Origin of the sequence: Arthrobacter zhaoxinii, from assembly GCF_024385505.1 — a bacterium.
GTDB classification, from domain to species: Bacteria; Actinomycetota; Actinomycetes; order Actinomycetales; family Micrococcaceae; genus Arthrobacter_B; species Arthrobacter_B zhaoxinii.
This window is the reverse complement of the sequence record NZ_JANFLT010000007.1, coordinates 156147-174135: the sequence shown is the minus strand read 5'-3', so window position 1 is coordinate 174135 and position 17989 is coordinate 156147. Positions and strand designations below refer to the sequence as shown.

General features: G+C 65.4%; 15 protein-coding genes. 7 read left to right on the top strand and 8 right to left on the bottom strand.

The features are described from left to right. Nucleotides 1-60: 60 nt before the first annotated feature. A complete protein-coding gene (gene aceA, locus NNX37_RS15795; RefSeq protein WP_255793703.1) occupies nucleotides 61-1374 on the bottom strand; it encodes an isocitrate lyase in 1314 nt (437 codons plus the stop codon). Between the two features lie 197 nt (nucleotides 1375-1571). On the opposite strand from aceA, the gene NNX37_RS15790 reads away from it, so the two are divergent. Together NNX37_RS15790 and NNX37_RS15785 are read left to right on the top strand one after the other, a co-directional pair. Next, a complete protein-coding gene (locus NNX37_RS15790; RefSeq protein WP_255793711.1) occupies nucleotides 1572-3020 on the top strand; it encodes a helix-turn-helix transcriptional regulator in 1449 nt (482 codons plus the stop codon). A 32-nt stretch (nucleotides 3021-3052) separates the two neighbouring features. Then, nucleotides 3053-3940: an Fpg/Nei family DNA glycosylase gene (locus tag NNX37_RS15785; protein WP_255793702.1), complete on the top strand. Its 888-nt coding sequence runs from the start codon at nucleotides 3053-3055 to the stop codon at nucleotides 3938-3940. Nucleotides 3941-4024: 84 nt separating this feature from the next. Here the strand turns inward: NNX37_RS15785 and NNX37_RS15780 are convergent, their stop codons facing one another. The 3 genes from NNX37_RS15780 to NNX37_RS15770 all read right to left on the bottom strand — a co-directional run bounded on the left by NNX37_RS15780 (nucleotide 4025) and on the right by NNX37_RS15770 (nucleotide 9828). Beyond that, nucleotides 4025-7837 (bottom strand): S8 family peptidase, encoded by a 3813-nt coding sequence (locus NNX37_RS15780; RefSeq protein WP_255793701.1) that lies wholly within the window; start codon nucleotides 7835-7837, stop codon nucleotides 4025-4027. Between the two features lie 397 nt (nucleotides 7838-8234). Then, on the bottom strand, nucleotides 8235-9080 hold the full coding sequence (thiD, locus tag NNX37_RS15775; RefSeq protein WP_255793700.1) for a bifunctional hydroxymethylpyrimidine kinase/phosphomethylpyrimidine kinase: 846 nt from the start codon (nucleotides 9078-9080) through the stop codon (nucleotides 8235-8237). Between the two features lie 94 nt (nucleotides 9081-9174). Beyond that, a complete protein-coding gene (locus tag NNX37_RS15770; RefSeq protein ID WP_255793699.1) occupies nucleotides 9175-9828 on the bottom strand; it encodes a TetR/AcrR family transcriptional regulator in 654 nt (217 codons plus the stop codon). A gap of 194 nt (nucleotides 9829-10022) precedes the next feature. On the opposite strand from NNX37_RS15770, the gene NNX37_RS15765 reads away from it, so the two are divergent. Then, the gene (locus NNX37_RS15765; protein ID WP_255793698.1) at nucleotides 10023-10757 is read left to right on the top strand and encodes a queuosine precursor transporter; all 735 of its coding nucleotides are present in this window, start codon (nucleotides 10023-10025) and stop codon (nucleotides 10755-10757) included. Between the two features lie 95 nt (nucleotides 10758-10852). Beyond that, complete coding sequence (locus NNX37_RS15760) at nucleotides 10853-11059, top strand: hypothetical protein (RefSeq protein ID WP_255793697.1); 207 nt, start codon at nucleotides 10853-10855, stop codon at nucleotides 11057-11059. 77 nt (nucleotides 11060-11136) lie between these two features. Here the strand turns inward: NNX37_RS15760 and tgt are convergent, their stop codons facing one another. Continuing rightward, entirely contained in the window at nucleotides 11137-12477 is a 1341-nt protein-coding gene (gene tgt / locus NNX37_RS15755; RefSeq protein WP_255793696.1) for a tRNA guanosine(34) transglycosylase Tgt, read from the bottom strand. 141 nt (nucleotides 12478-12618) lie between these two features. Here tgt and NNX37_RS15750 point away from each other — a divergent pair, with 141 nt between their 5' ends. Next, nucleotides 12619-13653: an FUSC family protein gene (locus NNX37_RS15750; protein ID WP_255793695.1), complete on the top strand. Its 1035-nt coding sequence runs from the start codon at nucleotides 12619-12621 to the stop codon at nucleotides 13651-13653. On the opposite strand, the gene NNX37_RS15745 is transcribed toward NNX37_RS15750, so the two are convergent. Both NNX37_RS15745 and NNX37_RS15740 read right to left on the bottom strand, forming a co-directional pair. Beyond that, nucleotides 13650-14516: a DUF6707 family protein gene (locus tag NNX37_RS15745; protein ID WP_255793694.1), complete on the bottom strand. Its 867-nt coding sequence runs from the start codon at nucleotides 14514-14516 to the stop codon at nucleotides 13650-13652. The two genes, NNX37_RS15750 and NNX37_RS15745, sit on opposite strands and share 4 nt — an antisense overlap. A gap of 70 nt (nucleotides 14517-14586) precedes the next feature. After that, complete coding sequence (locus NNX37_RS15740; RefSeq protein ID WP_255793693.1) at nucleotides 14587-15126, bottom strand: NUDIX hydrolase family protein; 540 nt, start codon at nucleotides 15124-15126, stop codon at nucleotides 14587-14589. A gap of 136 nt (nucleotides 15127-15262) precedes the next feature. Here NNX37_RS15740 and NNX37_RS15735 point away from each other — a divergent pair, with 136 nt between their 5' ends. Both NNX37_RS15735 and NNX37_RS15730 read left to right on the top strand, forming a co-directional pair. After that, nucleotides 15263-15856 (top strand): YdeI/OmpD-associated family protein, encoded by a 594-nt coding sequence (locus tag NNX37_RS15735; RefSeq protein WP_255793692.1) that lies wholly within the window; start codon nucleotides 15263-15265, stop codon nucleotides 15854-15856. A gap of 30 nt (nucleotides 15857-15886) precedes the next feature. Next, a complete protein-coding gene (locus NNX37_RS15730; RefSeq protein WP_255793691.1) occupies nucleotides 15887-16759 on the top strand; it encodes a class II glutamine amidotransferase in 873 nt (290 codons plus the stop codon). A 7-nt stretch (nucleotides 16760-16766) separates the two neighbouring features. Here the strand turns inward: NNX37_RS15730 and NNX37_RS15725 are convergent, their stop codons facing one another. Further along, nucleotides 16767-17891 carry a glycoside hydrolase family 76 protein gene (locus NNX37_RS15725; protein ID WP_255793690.1) on the bottom strand — a complete coding sequence of 375 codons (1125 nt, stop codon included), beginning with the start codon at nucleotides 17889-17891 and terminating at the stop codon, nucleotides 16767-16769. Nucleotides 17892-17989 lie beyond the last annotated feature (98 nt).

Below are 17989 nucleotides of genomic sequence, written 5' to 3'. Positions count from 1 at the left end.
GGGCGCCGGCTGCGGCTGCAGCCGGCGCCCCCGCGGAACCGCGGTAAGTGGGACAGCGGTTTAGTGGAACTGGCTGGACTCCGTGGAACCGGCCAGGGCCAGGGTGCTGCCTTCGGGGTTCAGCGCGGTGGCGATGGCGTCGAAGTAGCCGGTGCCGACTTCGCGCTGGTGCTTGGTGGCGGTGTAGCCGCGGGACTCGGAGCCGAACTCCTTTTCCTGCAGTTCCACGTAGGCGCTCATGCCGGAGCGGGCGTAGCCGTGGGCCAGGTCGAACATGGAGTAGTTCAGGGCGTGGAAGCCGGCCAGGGTGATGAACTGGAACTTGAAGCCCATGGCGCCGAGTTCGCGCTGGAACTTGGCGATGGTCTCGTCATCCAGATGCTTCTTCCAGTTGAAGGACGGCGAGCAGTTGTAGGCCAGCATCTGGTCGGGGAATTCGGAGCGGACGGACTCGGCGAACTTGCGGGCCATTTCCAGGTCCGGGGTGCCGGTTTCCATCCAGATCAGGTCCGAGTACGGCGCGTAGGCCTTGGCCCGGGCGATGCAGGGCTCAATGCCGTTGCGGACCTTGTAGAAGCCCTCGGCGGTGCGAACTGGCTCTCCGTTTTCACGGATGATGAATTCGGAGTCCCGCTCGTCGACGTCGGACGTGATCAGGGTGGCAGCCTCGGCGTCGGTGCGGGCGATGACCACGGTGGGGGTGCCGGCGACGTCGGCCGCGAGGCGGGCGGCGTTCAGGGTGCGGATGTGCTGGCCGGTGGGGATGAGGACCTTGCCGCCGAGGTGGCCGCACTTCTTCTCCGAGGCGAGCTGGTCTTCCCAGTGCACGCCGGAGGCGCCGGAGGTGATCATGGCCTTCATGAGTTCGTAGGCGTTCAGCGGGCCGCCGAAGCCGGCCTCAGCGTCGGCCACGATCGGCACCAGATAATCCTCGACGGTGGAGATGCCTTCGGCGAATTCGATCTGGTCTGCGCGCAGCAGGGCGTTGTTGATGCGGCGGACCACGGTGGGAACCGAGTTGGCCGGGTAGAGCGACTGGTCCGGGTAGGTGTGGCCGGAGTTGTTCGCGTCGGCGGCTACCTGCCAGCCGGAGAGGTAAATGGCCTTCAGGCCGGCCTTGACCTGCTGGACGGCCTGGTTGCCGGTGAGGGCACCCAGGGCATTGGTGTAGCCGTCATCGCCGGCGTTGCGGAGCTGGTCCCAGAGCTTTTCGGATCCGCGGCGGGCCAGCGTGTGCTCCTCCTGGACGCGGCCGCGCAGCTTCACGACGTCGTCGGCGGTGTAGTCGCGCTCGATGCCGTCCCAGCGGGGATTGGTTTCCCAGTCGGACGTGAGCTGTTCGGCGGTGGGGGCGGTGTTCTGGTCCTGGCTCATTGCTTGTATCTCCTTGGAATTCATCCCTGCGAACCGGTCCGCTTCAACCGGAATTTCGTGCTGTGAACTAAGCCTGTGCCAACAACAACCCCTCTTCTAGGGTTTATCTCTGGAAAGAAACGCAGTTCTTCGCGTAATCTGAAAATGTGACGTCTACTACATGGAATCGACCCGCTCCGGACTCCCCGAAGGGCGGATTGGGGCCCGACGCCGAGCGGACGCTGGATGTCATCAGCCTCGGCCGCCGCATCCGGCACCTGCGCAAGGCCAAGGGCATGACGCTCGATGACCTGGGTGCCGCCGTCGGAACGGTCGCGTCCCAGCTGTCCCTGATTGAGAACGGCAAGCGCGAACCCAAGCTCGGCATGATGCAGGCACTGGCGGCGGCCCTGGACGTCAGCATCGACTCGCTGCTGGGAGCCGAGCCGCCGAGCCGGCGTGCCGCCCTGGAAATCGAACTCGAGCGGGCGCAGCGCGGACCGCTGTATGCCTCCCTCGGCCTGCCCAAGGTGCGGATCGGGTCACGGCTGCCGACCGACGTCCTGGAATCCCTGGTGGGCCTGCAGGCCGAGCTCGAGCGGCGGCTCAACGACCAGATGGCCACCCCCGAGGAGGCGCGCCGGGCCAACGGAGAGCTGCGGGCCATGATGCGGGAGCGGAACAACTACTTCCCGGAATACGAGGCCGAGGCGCAGAAGGTGCTGGACTCGGTGGGGCACACGTCCGGCCCGCTGTCGCAGCACGTGATCGCCGATATCGCCGCGCACCTGGGGTTCAGCCTCCACCACGTGAACGACCTGCCGCACTCCACCCGCTCCGTCACCGACCTGAAGAACCGGCGTATTTACCTGACGCAGTCACAGCGCTCGGACCACGATCCGCGGTCGGTGCTGCTGCAGGCCCTGGGCCATTACGTACTTCAGCACCAGACGCCGAGCAGCTACGGCGAGTTCCTGGGCCAGCGGGTGGCCACGAACTACTTCGCCGCCGCCCTATTGCTGCCGGAGAAGGCCACGGTGGAATTCCTGCAGCGGGCCAAGGCCGCCAAGGAAATAGCCGTGGAGGACATCCGGGATGCCTTCGCGGTCTCTTATGAAACGGCCGCCCACCGGTTCACCAACCTCGCCACGGAGCATCTCGGCATCCCCACCCACTTCCAGAAGGTGCACGAGAGCGGGATCGTCTACAAGGCCTATGAGAACGACGGCGTGACGTTCCCCGCCGACCACACCGGTGCCATCGAGGGCCAGCCGATCTGCCGGTACTGGACGTCGCGGGAAGTGTTTTCGGTGCCCGACCAGTTCAGTGCGTTCAACCAGTACACCGACACCCCGGCCGGCACCTACTGGTGCACCGCCCGGATTGAACGGGGATCGGCCGGCAAGTTCTCGCTCAGCATCGGGGTCCCGTACCAGCACGTGAAGTGGTTCCGCGGCCGGGACACCACCGCGCGGTCCAAGTCCCGCTGTCCTGATCCGGACTGCTGCCGTACCCCGCCGGGGGAGCTGGCCTCGGAGTGGTCCGGGTTCGCCTGGCCCAGCGCCCGGGCGCATTCGCACCTGCTCGCCGCCCTGCCGCCCGGTGCCTTCCCCGGCGTGGATGAGACCGAGGTGTATTCCTTCCTGCAGGCGCATTCGGAGCAATGACGCGAAGCCGGTTCCGCGGCTAGGGTGTAGCCATGCCCGAGATGCCCGAAGTGCAGGGACTGGCCGATTTCCTGAGGTCCAAGCTGCTGCCGCCCAACGCGCCGGCCGCGGTGATTGCCGACGTCGAGGTGCTGTCCTTCCCGGTGCTGAAGACCGCGGCGGTACCGTTGGAAGAGCTGTACGCGGGTCCGGTGTCCGACGTCGAACGGCGGGGCAAGTTCCTGATCCTCACTGCCGGCGGCGTGCACTTGGTGATGCATCTGGCCAAGGCCGGCTGGCTGCGCTGGTCCGATGCCCTGAAGCCGGGACATCTGCGCCCGGGCAGGGGGCCGATGGCCCTGCGGGTCCGGTTTGCTGCCTCCGGTGAGGGTGCGGCCGAGCCAGGCTTCGACCTCACCGAAGCCGGCACTCGGAAGTCGTTGGCGGTCTACGTTGTTCGGGACCTCGCGGACGTTCCGGGGATTGCCCGGCTGGGTCCCGAAGCGCTCGACGTCCGTGCGGCGGCCTTTACGGAACTGGTGACTTCGCACCGCGGCCAGATCAAGGGACTGCTGCGGGACCAGTCGGTCATCGCGGGGATCGGCAATGCCTACAGCGACGAGATCCTGCATGCAGCGCACCTGTCACCGTTTGCCATCGGCGCCAAGCTGGGGACGGACGAAGTGCAGAGGTTGTTTGAAGCGATGGGCGCCGTTCTGGACTCCGCGATCGAGAATGCCGCCGGCCGTCCTGCGGCGGAGCTGAAGGACTCCAAGCGCCAGGCCATGCGGGTGCATGCCCGGACCGGCGAGCCCTGCCCGGTGTGTGGTGACACCGTCCGCGAGGTGGCCTTCGCCGATTCCTCGCTGCAGTACTGCCCCACCTGCCAGACCGGGGGCAAGCTGCTGGCGGACCGGCGGATGTCCCGGCTGCTGAAGTAGGCGCGGGAGGACTTCGAAACTAAGAGCAGCGGGCCCCGGATGTCCACCGGAGCCCGCTGCTCTATTGGGTTGCTAGGTCATGTCCTAGCCGCGGCCACCGCCGTGGCCGCCGCCGTGACCGTTGCCGCCCTTGCACTTCTGGGCTTCAAAGCGGTCCTTGTAGGTGGCCTTTTCGACCTTGCCCTTACCGGTGGAGGTGAGGTTGACCGTGACGTCGCCTGCCTTGATGGAGGACTGGCGGGTCTTGATGACCACCGACTTGCTCTTGCCCGGATCCAGCTTGTTCACCGTCGCGGTGCCGTAGCTGGACTTCACCGTCGCATTGACCTGCTTGGTCCCGGTGTTCTTGACCGTGACCGCAATCTCGGCACCCGAACCCGAGCACTTGCTGACCGCGCTGACCGGGTTGGCCGGCGTGGGCTTGGTCGGCTTGCTGGGCTTGGTCGGTGTGGGCTTAGGCGTAGCCGTCTTGGTGGGAGTCGGCTTCGGCGTCGCCGTCGGTTTCGGTGTTGCCGTAGAGGTGGGAGTCGGCGTCGGGACCGGAACCACCTTGGCCGGTACCTTGACCGGGACCACTTCCGCCTTGCCGCCGTCACCGTTGGTGCCGCTCAGGTCACCGGTGGCGTTGTGCAGGTGCAGGAACAACGCCTTCGCGTCGGTGGTGCCGGCGCTGCGGGTGACATCGATTGTGCCGCCGTTGACGTCTGCGAACAGGCTATCCGGTGTGGCGCCGGCGAAGGTCAATGCCGGGTTGGCGGCATCGAACGGGACGTACTCGGTGGTGTCGACAGGAACGCTCTCGCCCTGCTCATCCACGCTGTACGGGTTCCAGGTGGTGACCCGGTACCGCAACGGTGCCGAGGCCGCGTTGACATCCAGGCCCAGTGCCGTTGCCGAAACCGGCAGGGTAACCGCATTGGTATCGAACGTGTTGGTATCAGTGCCGCCCTGAACACCGTTGGCACCGGTCTGGTCCACGGCTACTGCGGTCCCGTCGGCGTTCAAACGGTAAGTCGTAGCCAGGACCAGGTCCACGTCGGCCGCACGGGACGTGAGGGTGACGAAGTCCGGGACCGAGTCACCATTGGTGTCGATCTCCACGTCAATCTCGAACGCACCGCCCAGCATGGGCCAGTTGGCCCAGGTGCTGACACCGAAGTTCACGACGGACGTCTGAAGATCGCCGCCGGCAGCCTTCAGCGTCGGAATCGTGGAAGATGCACCCACCGCTTGTACGTCCATGGCGTACATGGAATCCATCTTCACGGAGTCCAGCCGCGGACTCTCCGCGCCGAGGACCAGGGGCGAAACCAGGGACAGGTAGCGTGAGGCACCCGTACCTTGGATGAGGTCGCGGCCCTGCAGTGTCACGGTGCTTTTCAGTGCCTCGGAGTCAGCGAAGGCAATTTCCTTGCCCGCACTCATCTCCGACGTCGGCTTTGGAGCCGAATAGACGGGAACCCGCAATGTGGGCGTGCCGTTGCCGGCAAACTGCACCCGGCCGGACACATCAGCCAGGAACTGCCGGGAAATACCCAGCTGCTCGGTGTCAGCGGCGGGGTCAATGGTCTTGGCCAGCGCAGCCGGATCGGAAATGCTCAACGTCACGTCCACGGTGGCCTTGCCGTTGCCCGGCACGTTCACCGAGGGAGTGGTACTGATGACGACGCCGGGCATGGTGGACGCCTGCAGGTAGCTGACGTTGTAGGAGACAGGACGGTCGGACTTGTTCTCCACCGTGACCTGGCGGGTCAGCACCAGGGCCTCCTTGCCCAGCTCCATCACACCGAAGTTGACGCTGGTCAGAGCCGGATCCTCTGTGGCGTACGCCAAGACCTTGTTATTCAGCGCATCAAGGGCATCTACCCGGCCGGCACCGACCCGGTTGGGCCCCTGAACGGCACCGCTTGCCGTGAGCAGGTCATGCGTTGCGGTGTTCATGATGGCGGTCTTGATCTCGTAGGGGTTCAAATCCGTAGCCGCGTAGAGCAGGGCCGCAATACCGGCCACATGCGGGGTGGCCATGGACGTGCCGCTGCTGACTGCTGCACCGGTGCCGGAGCCGACGGCGGCTGATCCGATGGCCGAACCTGGCGCCGCGACGTCGGGCTTCACGATTCCGTTGGAACCGTGCACTCCGCGGGAGGTGAACGGGCTGACAGTGTCACCGACACCCGACGGGGCGCTGGTGGTGGCCATGTAGGCCGGTGACAGGTGCAGGGTCAGTGCTCCTGCTTCGGCGGCCGGACGCAGCCGGTCCGAGGATTCGGCGTTGAGCTGGATGCCGGGAATGGCGGTGTTTCCGCCGATACCCGATTCAAAGACCGAACGCGGGGAATCGAGCACCACGCCGGTGGCTCCGGCGGCCTGGGCATTGTTGAACCGGACCCCCGAACCGCAGGGGAAAGCACCGTCTTCTTCCCACTGGATCCAGACCCATTTCCCGGTCAGGGAGCCGGCCGGGAAGGCGTTGCAGCCAAAGCGGTTGTCTGCCGGAGCCATCACTACATCGCCGGTGAGCTGTGCTTCCGTAACTGCCGAGTAGTTGAAGTTGGAGGAGTACTGGCCGGCAACGGCTGCGGCCGGTTCGGTCGATCCGGCCGGGGCGATGACGTCGGCGCGGTCGAGAGTGATCCGGGTACCGATGGTGCTTGCGACGGTCAGAGCCGACTTTGCGTTGCCGGGGGAACCTCCGATGTCATAGACATCGCCGGCGTTGCCTGAAGCGACGACGGAAAGGATGCCCTGTTCGGTGAGCTTGTTGACGATGTCATTCTCGGGATCGTCCACCGGGCTGTAGTCGGAGCCGAGGGACATGTTCACTACCTGGGCACGGTCCGAGAAGTCGCCGTCACCGTTGGGGTCCAGCACGTAGTCCAGCGCTTGGCCAACCACCTCGGAGGAGCCGGCACAGCCGAAGACACGGATGCTCACGAGCTGGGCATCCGGGGCTGAGCCGGGGCCGATCCGCATGGAATCGACCTGTTCCGCCGTGAGGGTGGAGTAGTCGCCGCGGAAAGCGGAGCCGTCGTTGTTGGTGCCGTACCCGGCTGCGGTACCGGCCACATGGCTGCCGTGTCCGCCGCAGTCGAGCGGATTGAGGTCCGGCCGGGGAACGGGCTGGTAGGTGGGGGAGGTGGGATTGGCGTCGTAGTCATCGCCCACGAGGTCGTAGCCGCCGATGAACTTAGCGGGATCAATAAGACCGCTTTCAGCGGTGGGAATGGTGGCTGATGCCTGCGCTGCTGCGTAGGCCTCGAGGGTACCGGGGCCGCCGAAGTCACTGTGGGTGTAGTCGATGCCGGTATCCAGGACAGCGATGGTGATGCCCTCGCCGGTCTGCTGACGCTCCACCCAGGTGTTCAGGGCACGGGTGTCGATGTCTGCACCCTTGTTGTCTATGTGCTTCGGCACGATCTTGGTGATGCGGGCAACGTCCGCACGGCCTGCCAGATCGCGGATGGCCTCTGCGTCGCCCACAATGGCGGTGCCGGGGAGGGTGTTGGTGGTGGTGTAGAGAGTGCTCGCGGCAGCTTCCTGCGCCACGGATTCGGCCTGGGAGGTGATGTCGCTGCGGATCTCTTCGACCAGCGGCTTGTTCACCACCGGCTCCGCTTTGCCTTCCTTGACTGCATCGGGCTGTGTCTGTTCAAAGGCGCCTTCGCCGGTGAACTGCACGTAGACCGACACCTTGCCGGATGCGTCCCGCAGGCTGGGGGATACCTTCTGCTCAGCGAACCGCTGGACCGGGATACCCTCGGCCAGTTCGGACGCGCCGTTAACGGGTGCCTCGGTGGCCTGGGCTGGAAGGCCCACTCCCAAGCCTGCTGTGAGTGCGATCCCGGCGAATGCGGCAGTGACAACCGCGCCGGGTTTGTGATGGATGGACAATCTCATTGCGCTCCTTGAACAGTCCACCGAGCGCTACCGGGCATGTCCAGGAGACAATTGCACGGCTGCTGACACACTGCGGCAGGTTTTCCGTTGTGCCTCCAACCCCCGTAAGGAGTGTCAGCGTGCACGTAACGGCCCCCAAATCCATGCAGCCGTAGGGTCACCATAGAGGACCAATCGTGCGGTGCAAAGGTTGGTGTTCACATTGTCGAATTACTTGTTCGACCCTTGTTATTTGCCGACTCAGGATGTATTTTTCCGCACCTGTAACTCAGAATTTCGTTCCGGTTGGCGATTACCGCGCTTTGACGTTCGGATGTATTCCCCCCCCATGACAAAAAGAGCCCTCCCGTTTGCCGGGAAGGCTCTTTCCGTTCTTCTTTTCCGCGGAGGGCGGTAGTTACAGGGCCGGACCCTGCCCGGCGTTGCCCTGCCACAGTGCGTCGAACGGAGCATTGGAGGACACGCGGTTGCGGATTCCTTCGGTGACGAACGCCTTGGCGGTTTTGGCCGCTTCCAGCGGGGTGGCGCCCTTGCCCAGTTCGGCGGTGATAGCCGCGGCCAGGGTGCAGCCGGCGCCGCTGACGGCTACCTCGCCCACCTTGGGCGCCCGCAGCACCTCCATGGTCTTGCCGTCGTAAAAGACGTCGACGGCGTCGTCGCCTTCCAGCCGGACGCCGCCCTTGGCCAGGACCACGGCTCCGCTGGCGTCATGGATGCGGCGGGCCGCTTCCTTCAGGTCTTCCACGGTCTCAATGGAATCCATGCCGGACAGGGACATGGACTCGAAGTGGTTGGGAGTGACGAAGGTGGCCAGCGGAAGGATCTGGGCCTTGAGTGCCTTGTCGGTGTCCAGCGCGGCGCCCGGTTCCTGGCCCTTGCAGATAAGCACCGGGTCCAGCACGAGGTTCTTCCAATCCTGGGCCTGCAGTGCCTTGGCGACGACGTCGATGGTCGCCGGGGTGCCGAGCATGCCGATTTTGACCGTGTCCAGGTCATAGGCGGTCGTGATGGCTTCGAGCTGATCGGTGATGACCTGCGGATCGACCGGCACGAAGCGGTGGTTCCAGGAGTCGTTGGGGTCGAAGGACACAATGCACGTCAGTGCGGTAATGCCGTAGACGCCCAGTTCCTGGAAGGTCTTCAGATCGGCCTGGGCACCGGCCCCGCCGGTGGCTTCCGAGCCGGCGATAGTGAGCGTGACGGCCGGAGCGGAGGGCGCAGAAGTGTGTGTGTTTGCAGACATGGGTCTATCTTCCACCCAAACCGCCGAAACCGGCCACCCATGTGAGACGCCCCGTGACGGCGGGCCGCCGGCGTCGTGCCGCACCCGGTGCCGGCTATCCGTCCCGCCGGACGCCGCGGAGCAGGTGGACCACGTCTTCCAGAATGCTGCGGACCACCGGCAGTCGGGACAGGATGACGAGTTTGGCCATCAGCGGCGCCAGGTTGGCGGCCAGCCGGTGGGACCTGCGCTGCCCGGGGGAGCGGTCGTACACCCAGAAGAAGGTGATGCCCATGTGCATCAGCCAGAGCAGTTCGGGCAGGTCGCTGCGGAGCGCCACGGGCGGCTGCGGGCGGGCACTCGCCACCGCCTGTCGGAACATCGCGATGGACTTGCCGCGCCCGACGGCGGCGTCGTCGCGGCGGTGTGGTGCCATGGCGTCGCGCAGGAAATGTACGCCGAAGGCGTGGTAGGGCTCCATGGTGGTCAGGCCCGAGGAGAAGATGGCCAGCAGGTTCTCGCCCAGGTTGTGCCCCTCGCGGATCTGCGGCAGCGCAAGCGAGCGGTGCTCATCCTGGAGGGAGCGGTACAGCTCGTGGATGAGGTCGTCCTTGGAACGGAAATAGTAGTAGGCGTTGCCTACGGAGACATCTGCCTCCAGCGCGATGGCGCGCATGGTGGTCTTTTCGTAGCCCTGTGAGGCAAAGAGGCGCAGTGCCGTATCGATGAGGAGCCGGCGCGTCTGTTCGCTCTTGGCGGTGGCGGCCAATGATGCTCCCTTATGCAGTATTTCCAGCGTTCAGTAGACCACATCTTTTGAACGTGTTCAAAAAGGAGTATGCGCCGCGTTCCGACCGGCCGTGGCAGAATGGATGCGGCCCTGCGGGGCTGCCCGGGGCAGCGGGCACAGTGCTAATACAGCCGGCGAAAGCCAGGCGAACCACTAACCGAACGGAAAATGCCATGAATGCACAGCCACGGGCAGCTGTGAAAACCGCCGCAGCCTACGCCTCCCGCGGGAGCTCCCAGTACGACCTGATCCTCACCCTGATGTGCGTGGTCATTGTCATTTCGAATATCGGCGCCACCAAGGGCGTGCAGTTTTCCCTTCCCGGCGGCTGGGACATTGTCACCGACGGCGGGTTTTTCCTCTTCCCGCTCGCGTACATCCTGGGTGATGTGGTGAGCGAGGTGTACGGCTTCAAAGCCGCCCGCCGGGCCATCTTCGCCGGCTTTGCGATGGCGCTTCTCGCCGTCGTCAGTTTTGCCGTGATCATTGCGCTGCCGGGATTCAACGACGCCTACGGCCTGGAAAAGCAGGCCGCGCTGGAGGCGGCGCTGGGACCGGTTTGGCAGATTGTGGCGGCAAGCCTGCTCGGGTTCCTTGCCGGCCAGCTGCTCAACTCCCTGGTGCTCACGCGGATGAAGGATCGGTTCCGGGAGAAGGCGCTGGCCGGACGGCTGATGGCCTCCACCGGGGTGGGGGAGTTCGCCGATACCCTGATTTTCTGTGCCATTGCGGCTCCGGTGATCGGGATTACCGACGCCGGCGGGTTCCTCAATTACGTCCTGTTCGGTTTCCTCTACAAGACACTGATTGAGTACCTCTTTGTGCCGGTCACGGCCATGGTCATCCGGGCGATCAAAAAGCGCGAGCCTACCTATGACGAGGCTGCGCTGGAGCCGGTGGCGGTGTAGCGCGTTCGTTGCCGGGAGCGGAGGAAATCCCTTTCCCGATGTGCAAAGGTTGGGGGACGCACGCGTAACACGTCCCCAGTACGGCAGGAGCAAACATGAGCAACCAAGAACCAGTCCCGAACCCCGGTGCCAAGGCAGTCGACGAAAACCTGGCCGGAACACGGGAGGAATTCAACGACGAAGTCACCCGGGTAATGATTGAGGACGCGCAGGAGGATTCGAAGCCCGGAGACGAGGAACGGGATGCCCAGCCTGCCTTGGAAGAGGATGAATCGACCCAGGCAAAGCCGGACAATTCCTAGCAGCCGTTTCAGCTCCAGGCCAGGACTGCAGCGGTAGGTAGAGCAGGAAGTTCCCGGGTGAATACCCGGGAACTCAGCTACTTGCCGCTGTAGTACTTGCCCAGCACCTCGGCTTTGAAGTCGAAGAATGTGCCGTCGTCGATAGCCAGGCGGGCATCGTCCACGAGCTTCACGGTGAAGCGTTCATTGTGGATGGAAATCAGTGTGTGGCTGACCATCTCGTCGGACTTGAACAGGTGGTGGATGTACGCGCGGGTGTAGTTGGTGCAGGTGTAGCAGTCGCAGCCGTCCATCAGCGGCCCGAAGTCCCGCTTGAACCTGGCATTGGACAGGTTCTTGCGGCCGTACGGCGTGTAGAACGCCGAGTTCCGGGCCACGCGGGTCGGTGAAACACAGTCGAACGTGTCGGCACCGTTTTCGATGGCCGTGAAGATGTCATCGGGCTCTGAAATGCCCAGGAGGTGGCGGGGCTTGTTTTCCGGAAGCTCTTCCGTGCACCACCGGACAATGGTGCCGAGGTTTTCCTTTTCAAAGGCACCGCCCAGGCCGAAGCCGTCAAAGTCCATGGCACCGAGGTCCCGGGCTGCCTTGCGGCGCAGGTCCTCATACTGGGCGCCCTGCAGTACTCCAAAGAGCGCCTGGTAGGGCTTGTCGGCGCGTTCCCCGGTCAGCCGCTGATGCTCGGCAAGGCAGCGCAGCGCCCACAACCGGGTCCGCTCCAGGGACATTTCCTGATAGCCGCGGGAATTCATGAGCGTGGTGAGCTCGTCGAAGGCAAACATGATGTCTGCGCCGATCTTGTGCTGCACCTGCATCGAGATTTCCGGGCTGAAGCGGTGCCGATCGCCGTTCAGGTGGGACTTGAACCAGACGCCGTCGTCGTCAATGTGGGCCAGGCGTTCCTTGCCGGGCGCGACGTCGTCGTCCGCCCCCGTGGCATGCGTGGTCCCGTCGGCGTTCATGTTGATGACCTTCTTGAACCCGGCACCCAGGCTCATGACCTGGAACCCGCCGGAATCGGTGAAGGTAGGGCCGGACCAGTTCATGAACTTCCCCAGGCCGCCGGCCTCATCGAGGATGTCCGGACCGGGCTGCAGATACAGGTGGTAGGCGTTGGCCAGAACCGCCTGGGCGCCCAGTTCGGCGACGGATTCGGGAAGAACCGCCTTGACCGTCGCCTTGGTGCCTACCGCGATAAACGCCGGAGTCTTGATTTCGCCGTGCGGGGTGGAAATGGTGCCGGTACGGCCCTGGAAGCCGCCTCCGTTCGCCTCGACTCGCTGTTCGGCCGCTGCAGGGGCGGTTTCGCGCAGGCGCTTACCGAGGGTGAAGGAAAAGGCTGAGGAAGACACCCCTCCATTTTGCCCTACCCGGAGCAGACTTCCCGCCGGGTGCCGCACTTGGGAGATGCAGCACATTTATTCAGCCCTGCTCTTCCCCGGGGATAGGTTGGATGGGCGGAAATTGAACCCGGTGACGAACCGGATGAAATACGCCCGCACCCCTCCTATTCCAACGGAACGAAAGTGCCGGCGGTACGAAAGGCAGAGGCCTTCCCCTTGACGCACCTGCAAGAGATGTTCAGGATCGCTCCGGCGAACAATGACCACCACGCGGCTATCCGGTGCGCCATCGGCATCGGAGCGCCGCTTTTCCTCGTGCTTTTCCTGGGCCGGCTCGACCTCGCCATCTTCGCGACGTTCGGCGCCTTCACCGGAATTTACGGCCGGAACGAACCGCACCGCCAGCGCCTGGGCCATCAGGGCCGCGCCGGAGCGCTGATGCTTGCCGTGATTCTGGCGGCGGCATTGAGTGCACGCCTGGACCTCGACGCCTGGGGAACCGTGGTGGGCACGACGGCGGTCGCCGGGCTGGGGACCGTGGTCACGGGCTTCTGGCGGCTGCGCCCCGTCGGCTCGCTGTTCCACATCTTTGCCTTCGCAGCGATCTCTTCGGTTCCGAACCAGCCCCCGCTCTGGCAGGGCATGCTCGCTGCCGTCCTGACCGTGGTCTTTTCCCTCCTGGTGGGTCTTTCCGGAATGCTGGTGCGGCGGTACCGCACCGCATGGAACAAGCCCGAGCGCCCGCGGTTCTCCGCAGCCCAGCGGCGCCTCATCTACAGCGACGGGCTGCAGTACGCGGGGGCAGCCGTCATTGCCGGGTCCATCGCCACGCTGCTGGGAGTCGGCCACAACTACTGGGCGATGGTGGCCGCCACCGTTCCGCTGATCGGCGCGACCGTCCGCCACCGGGTCCACCGCGGCCTGCAGCGTATCCTCGGGACATTCGGCGGCCTCCTGCTGACGGCACTGATCCTGCTTCCGGGGCTGGAGCCCTGGCAAATGGTCCTGGTGATTGCCGCCTGCCAGTTCGGCGCGGAAATGTTCATTGCCCGGCAGTACGCCCTGGCGCAGGTGGTGGTCACCCCGCTGGCACTGGTCAGCACGGAGCTGGCCCACCCGAGCAACCCCATGGAGCTGCTCCGGGACCGCGGCATCGAAACCCTGATCGGCGCCGTCGTCGGCATGGCCGTTGTGGTGGCCGCGCACCTACGGCAGCAACACCTGCTCCGGAAGCAGGCGCAGCAGGACTAGCCGCGTACGGCGATCAGCTCGGTGCGGATGCGCCGGTCCAGTTCGGCGTCGGAGAGCGTCTGCGACCCTCCGTGGGAGCGCAGGTATAGCAGGGCGTTCAGCCGCAGGACCCGCCATTCCCGTTCGTTCTTGTCATTTCCGGCCTCAGCGGCGCGGTGGATTTCGCGGTCGTAGAGGTTCGGTTCGTTCAGCTGGCGCTGCAGCAGTTCCGCCGCCAGCTTCGCCTTCATCGGGTCCGTTTCGGACTTGTCCGCAGCACGCACGGCGTGGCTGTACGCGGCGGCGCTCTCGGCGTCGCCGGCCTCATGGGTGATGTGCGCCGCCAGGGCCAGGACGCCCTGGATCCAGTTCCACCGGCCGAAGTTCCCGTCAAACGGCAGCCCGGTGATGACGTTGCAGACCTTCAGGGAATTCTCCGCATCACCAAGATCGATGAAGAGAATGTGGGCAAGGTCGCGCACATCCTGCAGGTGGCTGCCGGATTTCACGTTCAGCCCGCGCTCGAGCCGCGCCGCAATTTCCTGCACGGCACGGTTATCCGGATGCGCCGCCGCAGCGTCGGCGATGATGTCGGCGGCGTTGTCTTCCTCCGAAGGCACCTTCCGGACAGCGTCCGACGGCGCGCCCTCCGGTGCCGGGGCCTGCACGCGGACGGCGGAGCCGTAGGCCAGCCGAAGCGAGGTTCCGTCATCGAGCTTGGCGATAACGAGTGCGGGGACGCCGAAATCATCGGCCTCCACACTGGTTCCGGCTACCGGAGCCAGTGGTTCTGCGGCACCCTCACCCGGGACAAGGATCTGTCCGGGGGCAAGCAGTTCCGCGTTGACCCGGAACGCGTACGTTTCCGGCAGGCTCTCAGACATTGGATTCCTTCATGATTGGACCTCGGCTCCCCAGAACCTTCAGTATATAAAGCTTGCAGCGGCGCCTTTTTCAGCGTCCCCAGCCGGCCGAGGCCAGCGCCTGCCGCAGCAGGTCTCCCCGGCCGCCGGAGAACTCGGCGTAAATGGCCGGGCTGAGGGCTTCGTCGGGGGTAAGCCAGGACAATTCCAGTGCGTCCTGGCGGGGATTGCATTCACCGGTCACCGGAATCAGATACGCGAGCGCGACGGCGTGCTGGCGCTCGTCCGTGAGTCCGCTCTGGGAGGGGGAGGGGAAATACTCGGCGACGGCGAACGGCACCAGCGTGGGCGGCAGCTGCGGCAGTGCCATGGGCCCCAGATCCTTCTCCAGGTTGCGCAGCAGGGCACCGCGGATGGTCTCGCGGTACATCACCCGGCCCGAAACGAAGGACCGTATCATCTGGCCTTCCGGGGTTGCCTGCAGCAGCAGCCCCACTTCCGTGACGTAGCCCAGCGGGTCGCACCGCACCGGCACGGCCTCGACGTAGACCATGGGCAGACGCTGCCGGGCTTCATAGAGATCTTCCTCGGAAAGCCAGCCTGGATACGGGTCAGGAGTACGAACGTTCATAGGAGTGTTCTACCTCAAAGGACCCGTGCGCGTCACACGGCACGCTGCGCTTCGGCCCTTGGCTGAACCCGGCGGGAACCGGTTCCGGCCGGTCCGGACCCTTTCAGCCCGGCAGCCGCCTCCCTAGACTGGGGCCATGACACGAGAGCTCCCGGAGCTTCTCCTGCCGGATGCCGGGGCATGGCGGGAGTGGCTGGAGCACAATTACGGCCTGTCCTCCGGTGTCCGCCTGGTGCTGGGGAAGAAGGGCGGAAGTGTCACGGAGCTGACCTACCGCCAGGCCCTCGATGAAGCGCTCTGCTTCGGCTGGATCGACGCGCAGGCAGACAAACGCGACGAAGAAAGCTACCTCCAAAGGTTCCAGCCGCGCGGTCCGCGCAGCATCTGGTCACTGCGCAACGTCGGACACATCAGCCGGCTGGAAGCGGAAGGCAGGATGCATCCGGCAGGCCGGGATGCCGTGCTCAGCGCGAAGGTGGACGGGCGCTGGGATGCCGCCTATGCCGGGTCGGCAACCGCGGAAATCCCGGCGGACCTGCAGGCCGCCATTGCCGCCGTTCCCGCCGCGCAGGAAATGTTCGACGTCCTGACGTCCCAGAACCGCTTTGCCATGTACTTCCGGCTCAAGGGTCTCAAAACGCAGGCCGGCCGCGAGCGCCGGATCGCGGACTATGTGCAGATGCTCAGCGAACACCGGTCACCCTATCCGCAGAAACGGAAGCCGGACTGACGCCCGTCCGAAACCACCCAGGAGGTCCACATGTGCCGGCTCTTTGGTATGCATGCCGGGAAAACTCCGGTCCGGGCAACGTTCTGGCTCCTCACCGCCCCGGACAGCCTGGCCCAGCAGAGCCGTAAGGAAGCGGACGGCTTCGGGATAGGCACCTTCACCCCTGACGGCAGCCCGGTAGTGGATAAGGCGCCCATCGCTGCGTACGAGGACGTCGAGTACGCCAAAGAGGCGCGGGAGCTGGAGAGCACCACCTTCCTGGCGCATGTACGTTACGCCAGCACCGGCGGGGACACGGCCGTGAATACGCACCCCTTCGAGCAGGACAACCGCCTCCTGGCCCACAACGGGGTGGTGGAGGACCTGGACAAGCTCGACGACAGGCTGCGCCAGCTGGAGATGTATCACCTGGTCAGGGGAGAGACAGACAGCGAGCGGGTCTTTGCCCTCATCACCGCGGCAGCCCGGGTGAACGGGGGAGACGTTTCCGCCGCCATCGCGTCCACGCTGACCTGGATAGCGCAGAACCTGCGGCTCTACGCGGTGAACCTGGTTCTCACCACCGCCACGGAGCTGTGGGCTGTCCGCTACCCCGACACGCATCCGCTGTACGTCCTCCAGCAGGGACCGCAGGGCCCGGTGGGGGAGAAGCGCAGCAACCGGATCAGCGTCCACAGTGACCAGATCCGCCAGGAGAACCGGCCGGAAGTGCTGGTGGCCACCGAGAAAATGGACGCCAACCCCAACTGGCGGCTGCTGGATTCCGGCGAAGTCCTGCATGTGGACAGCGACCTCAATATGCAGCGCAGTTTCCCGCTCCCGCAGCACCCGCAGCACCTGATTACACTCGCGGACCTGGACCCGGCGGCTGCCGCATCACAGCACCCGCTGAAGACCGGCTAGGCGTTCCTCAGGGATTCTCCAGCCCGGCCCGCTGCACCCGCGCCGAGGCTTCCAGGAGCATCCAGGCCTGCAGCTGGGTGGAAAGCTCGACGGCGGTGCCGCCGGGGTAGGACACTGCTGCGGGCTGCAGCGGCCGGGAGGAAAACAGGATCCAGTCCGCGCGTTTGCTCCGCCCCTCCCACAGGGCCCGGGCCGTGGATTCCACGAGGGCGGCAGCCGTGCGGCGGGAAGGTTCCGGTAACGCGGGAGACACGGCGGCCTGGGCCAGATACCGCGCCAGGATACCGGTGAAAAGTCCGCCGTCGCCGGTGCCGTGGGTGCGCAGCACGCGTGAGGCGCCGTCGTCGTCGGTGAGATGGGTGTCGACGGCGGTGATCAGTTCCGCAGCGCGGGCAAGGTTCGAGCTTCCGCCGAGCTCGAGCAGGGCACCCAGGGCGGGCCCCTGGTTGTAGGTGAACACGGTGCTTTCCAGCTGCGGACGGCCCCGGACCACCTTGACCCCGTCCAGATACAGGCCGGTTTCCGGATCCAGCACCGTGGCGTTCAGCCAATCCACCAGCTCCTGGGCGCGGTCCCGCGACCCGGTGCGGACAAAATGCAGGGCAGCCGGAGCGGTGGCCGGAGTGTTCTTGAAGTTCCGGTCCTTGTTCCAGTAGATGCCTCCACCGAGTTCGGGGGTGTGGGCGGATTCCAGTGCTGCGTTCAGGGTGGAGAGAATCTTCCGGTAGGGCCGCTGCCGGTCCCGCGAACCCGACAATCCGTTCAGGCGGCCGACAGCAAGGGCCAGCCACGCCATGTCGTCGTAGAAACGGTTGGTGTAACGCATCCGGTTGCGCAGCCCGATGGTCCGGACCAGCGCCGGTGCCAGGTCCGCAGCCGAGGGGTGCTCCGGCCCGCGGAACGGCGTGCCGGTGCGGCGTTCGCGCAGGGCTGCGTCGATCAGGGCATCGAGATAATGCGCCTGCCACCAGTAATGCCACGGCTGGCGCAGCTGCTGGAGCCGGGAAGCCGGACGGCGGGTGGCCGCCAGATGGGTTCCGGGCAGTCCGGCCAGCTGGCGCCCGAACACGGTGCTCACTGTGCGGGCGGCTGCCTCGGCGCGGTCATCGGCGTCGGAATCCTCGAAGAGCATGCGCCAACCCTATGCCAGCCGCCGAAGATGCGGCACCAGCCGGGGCACAGTAGGCTCGGATACTGCCGGTGTGACATAGACGACACTGCCGGCGAGCA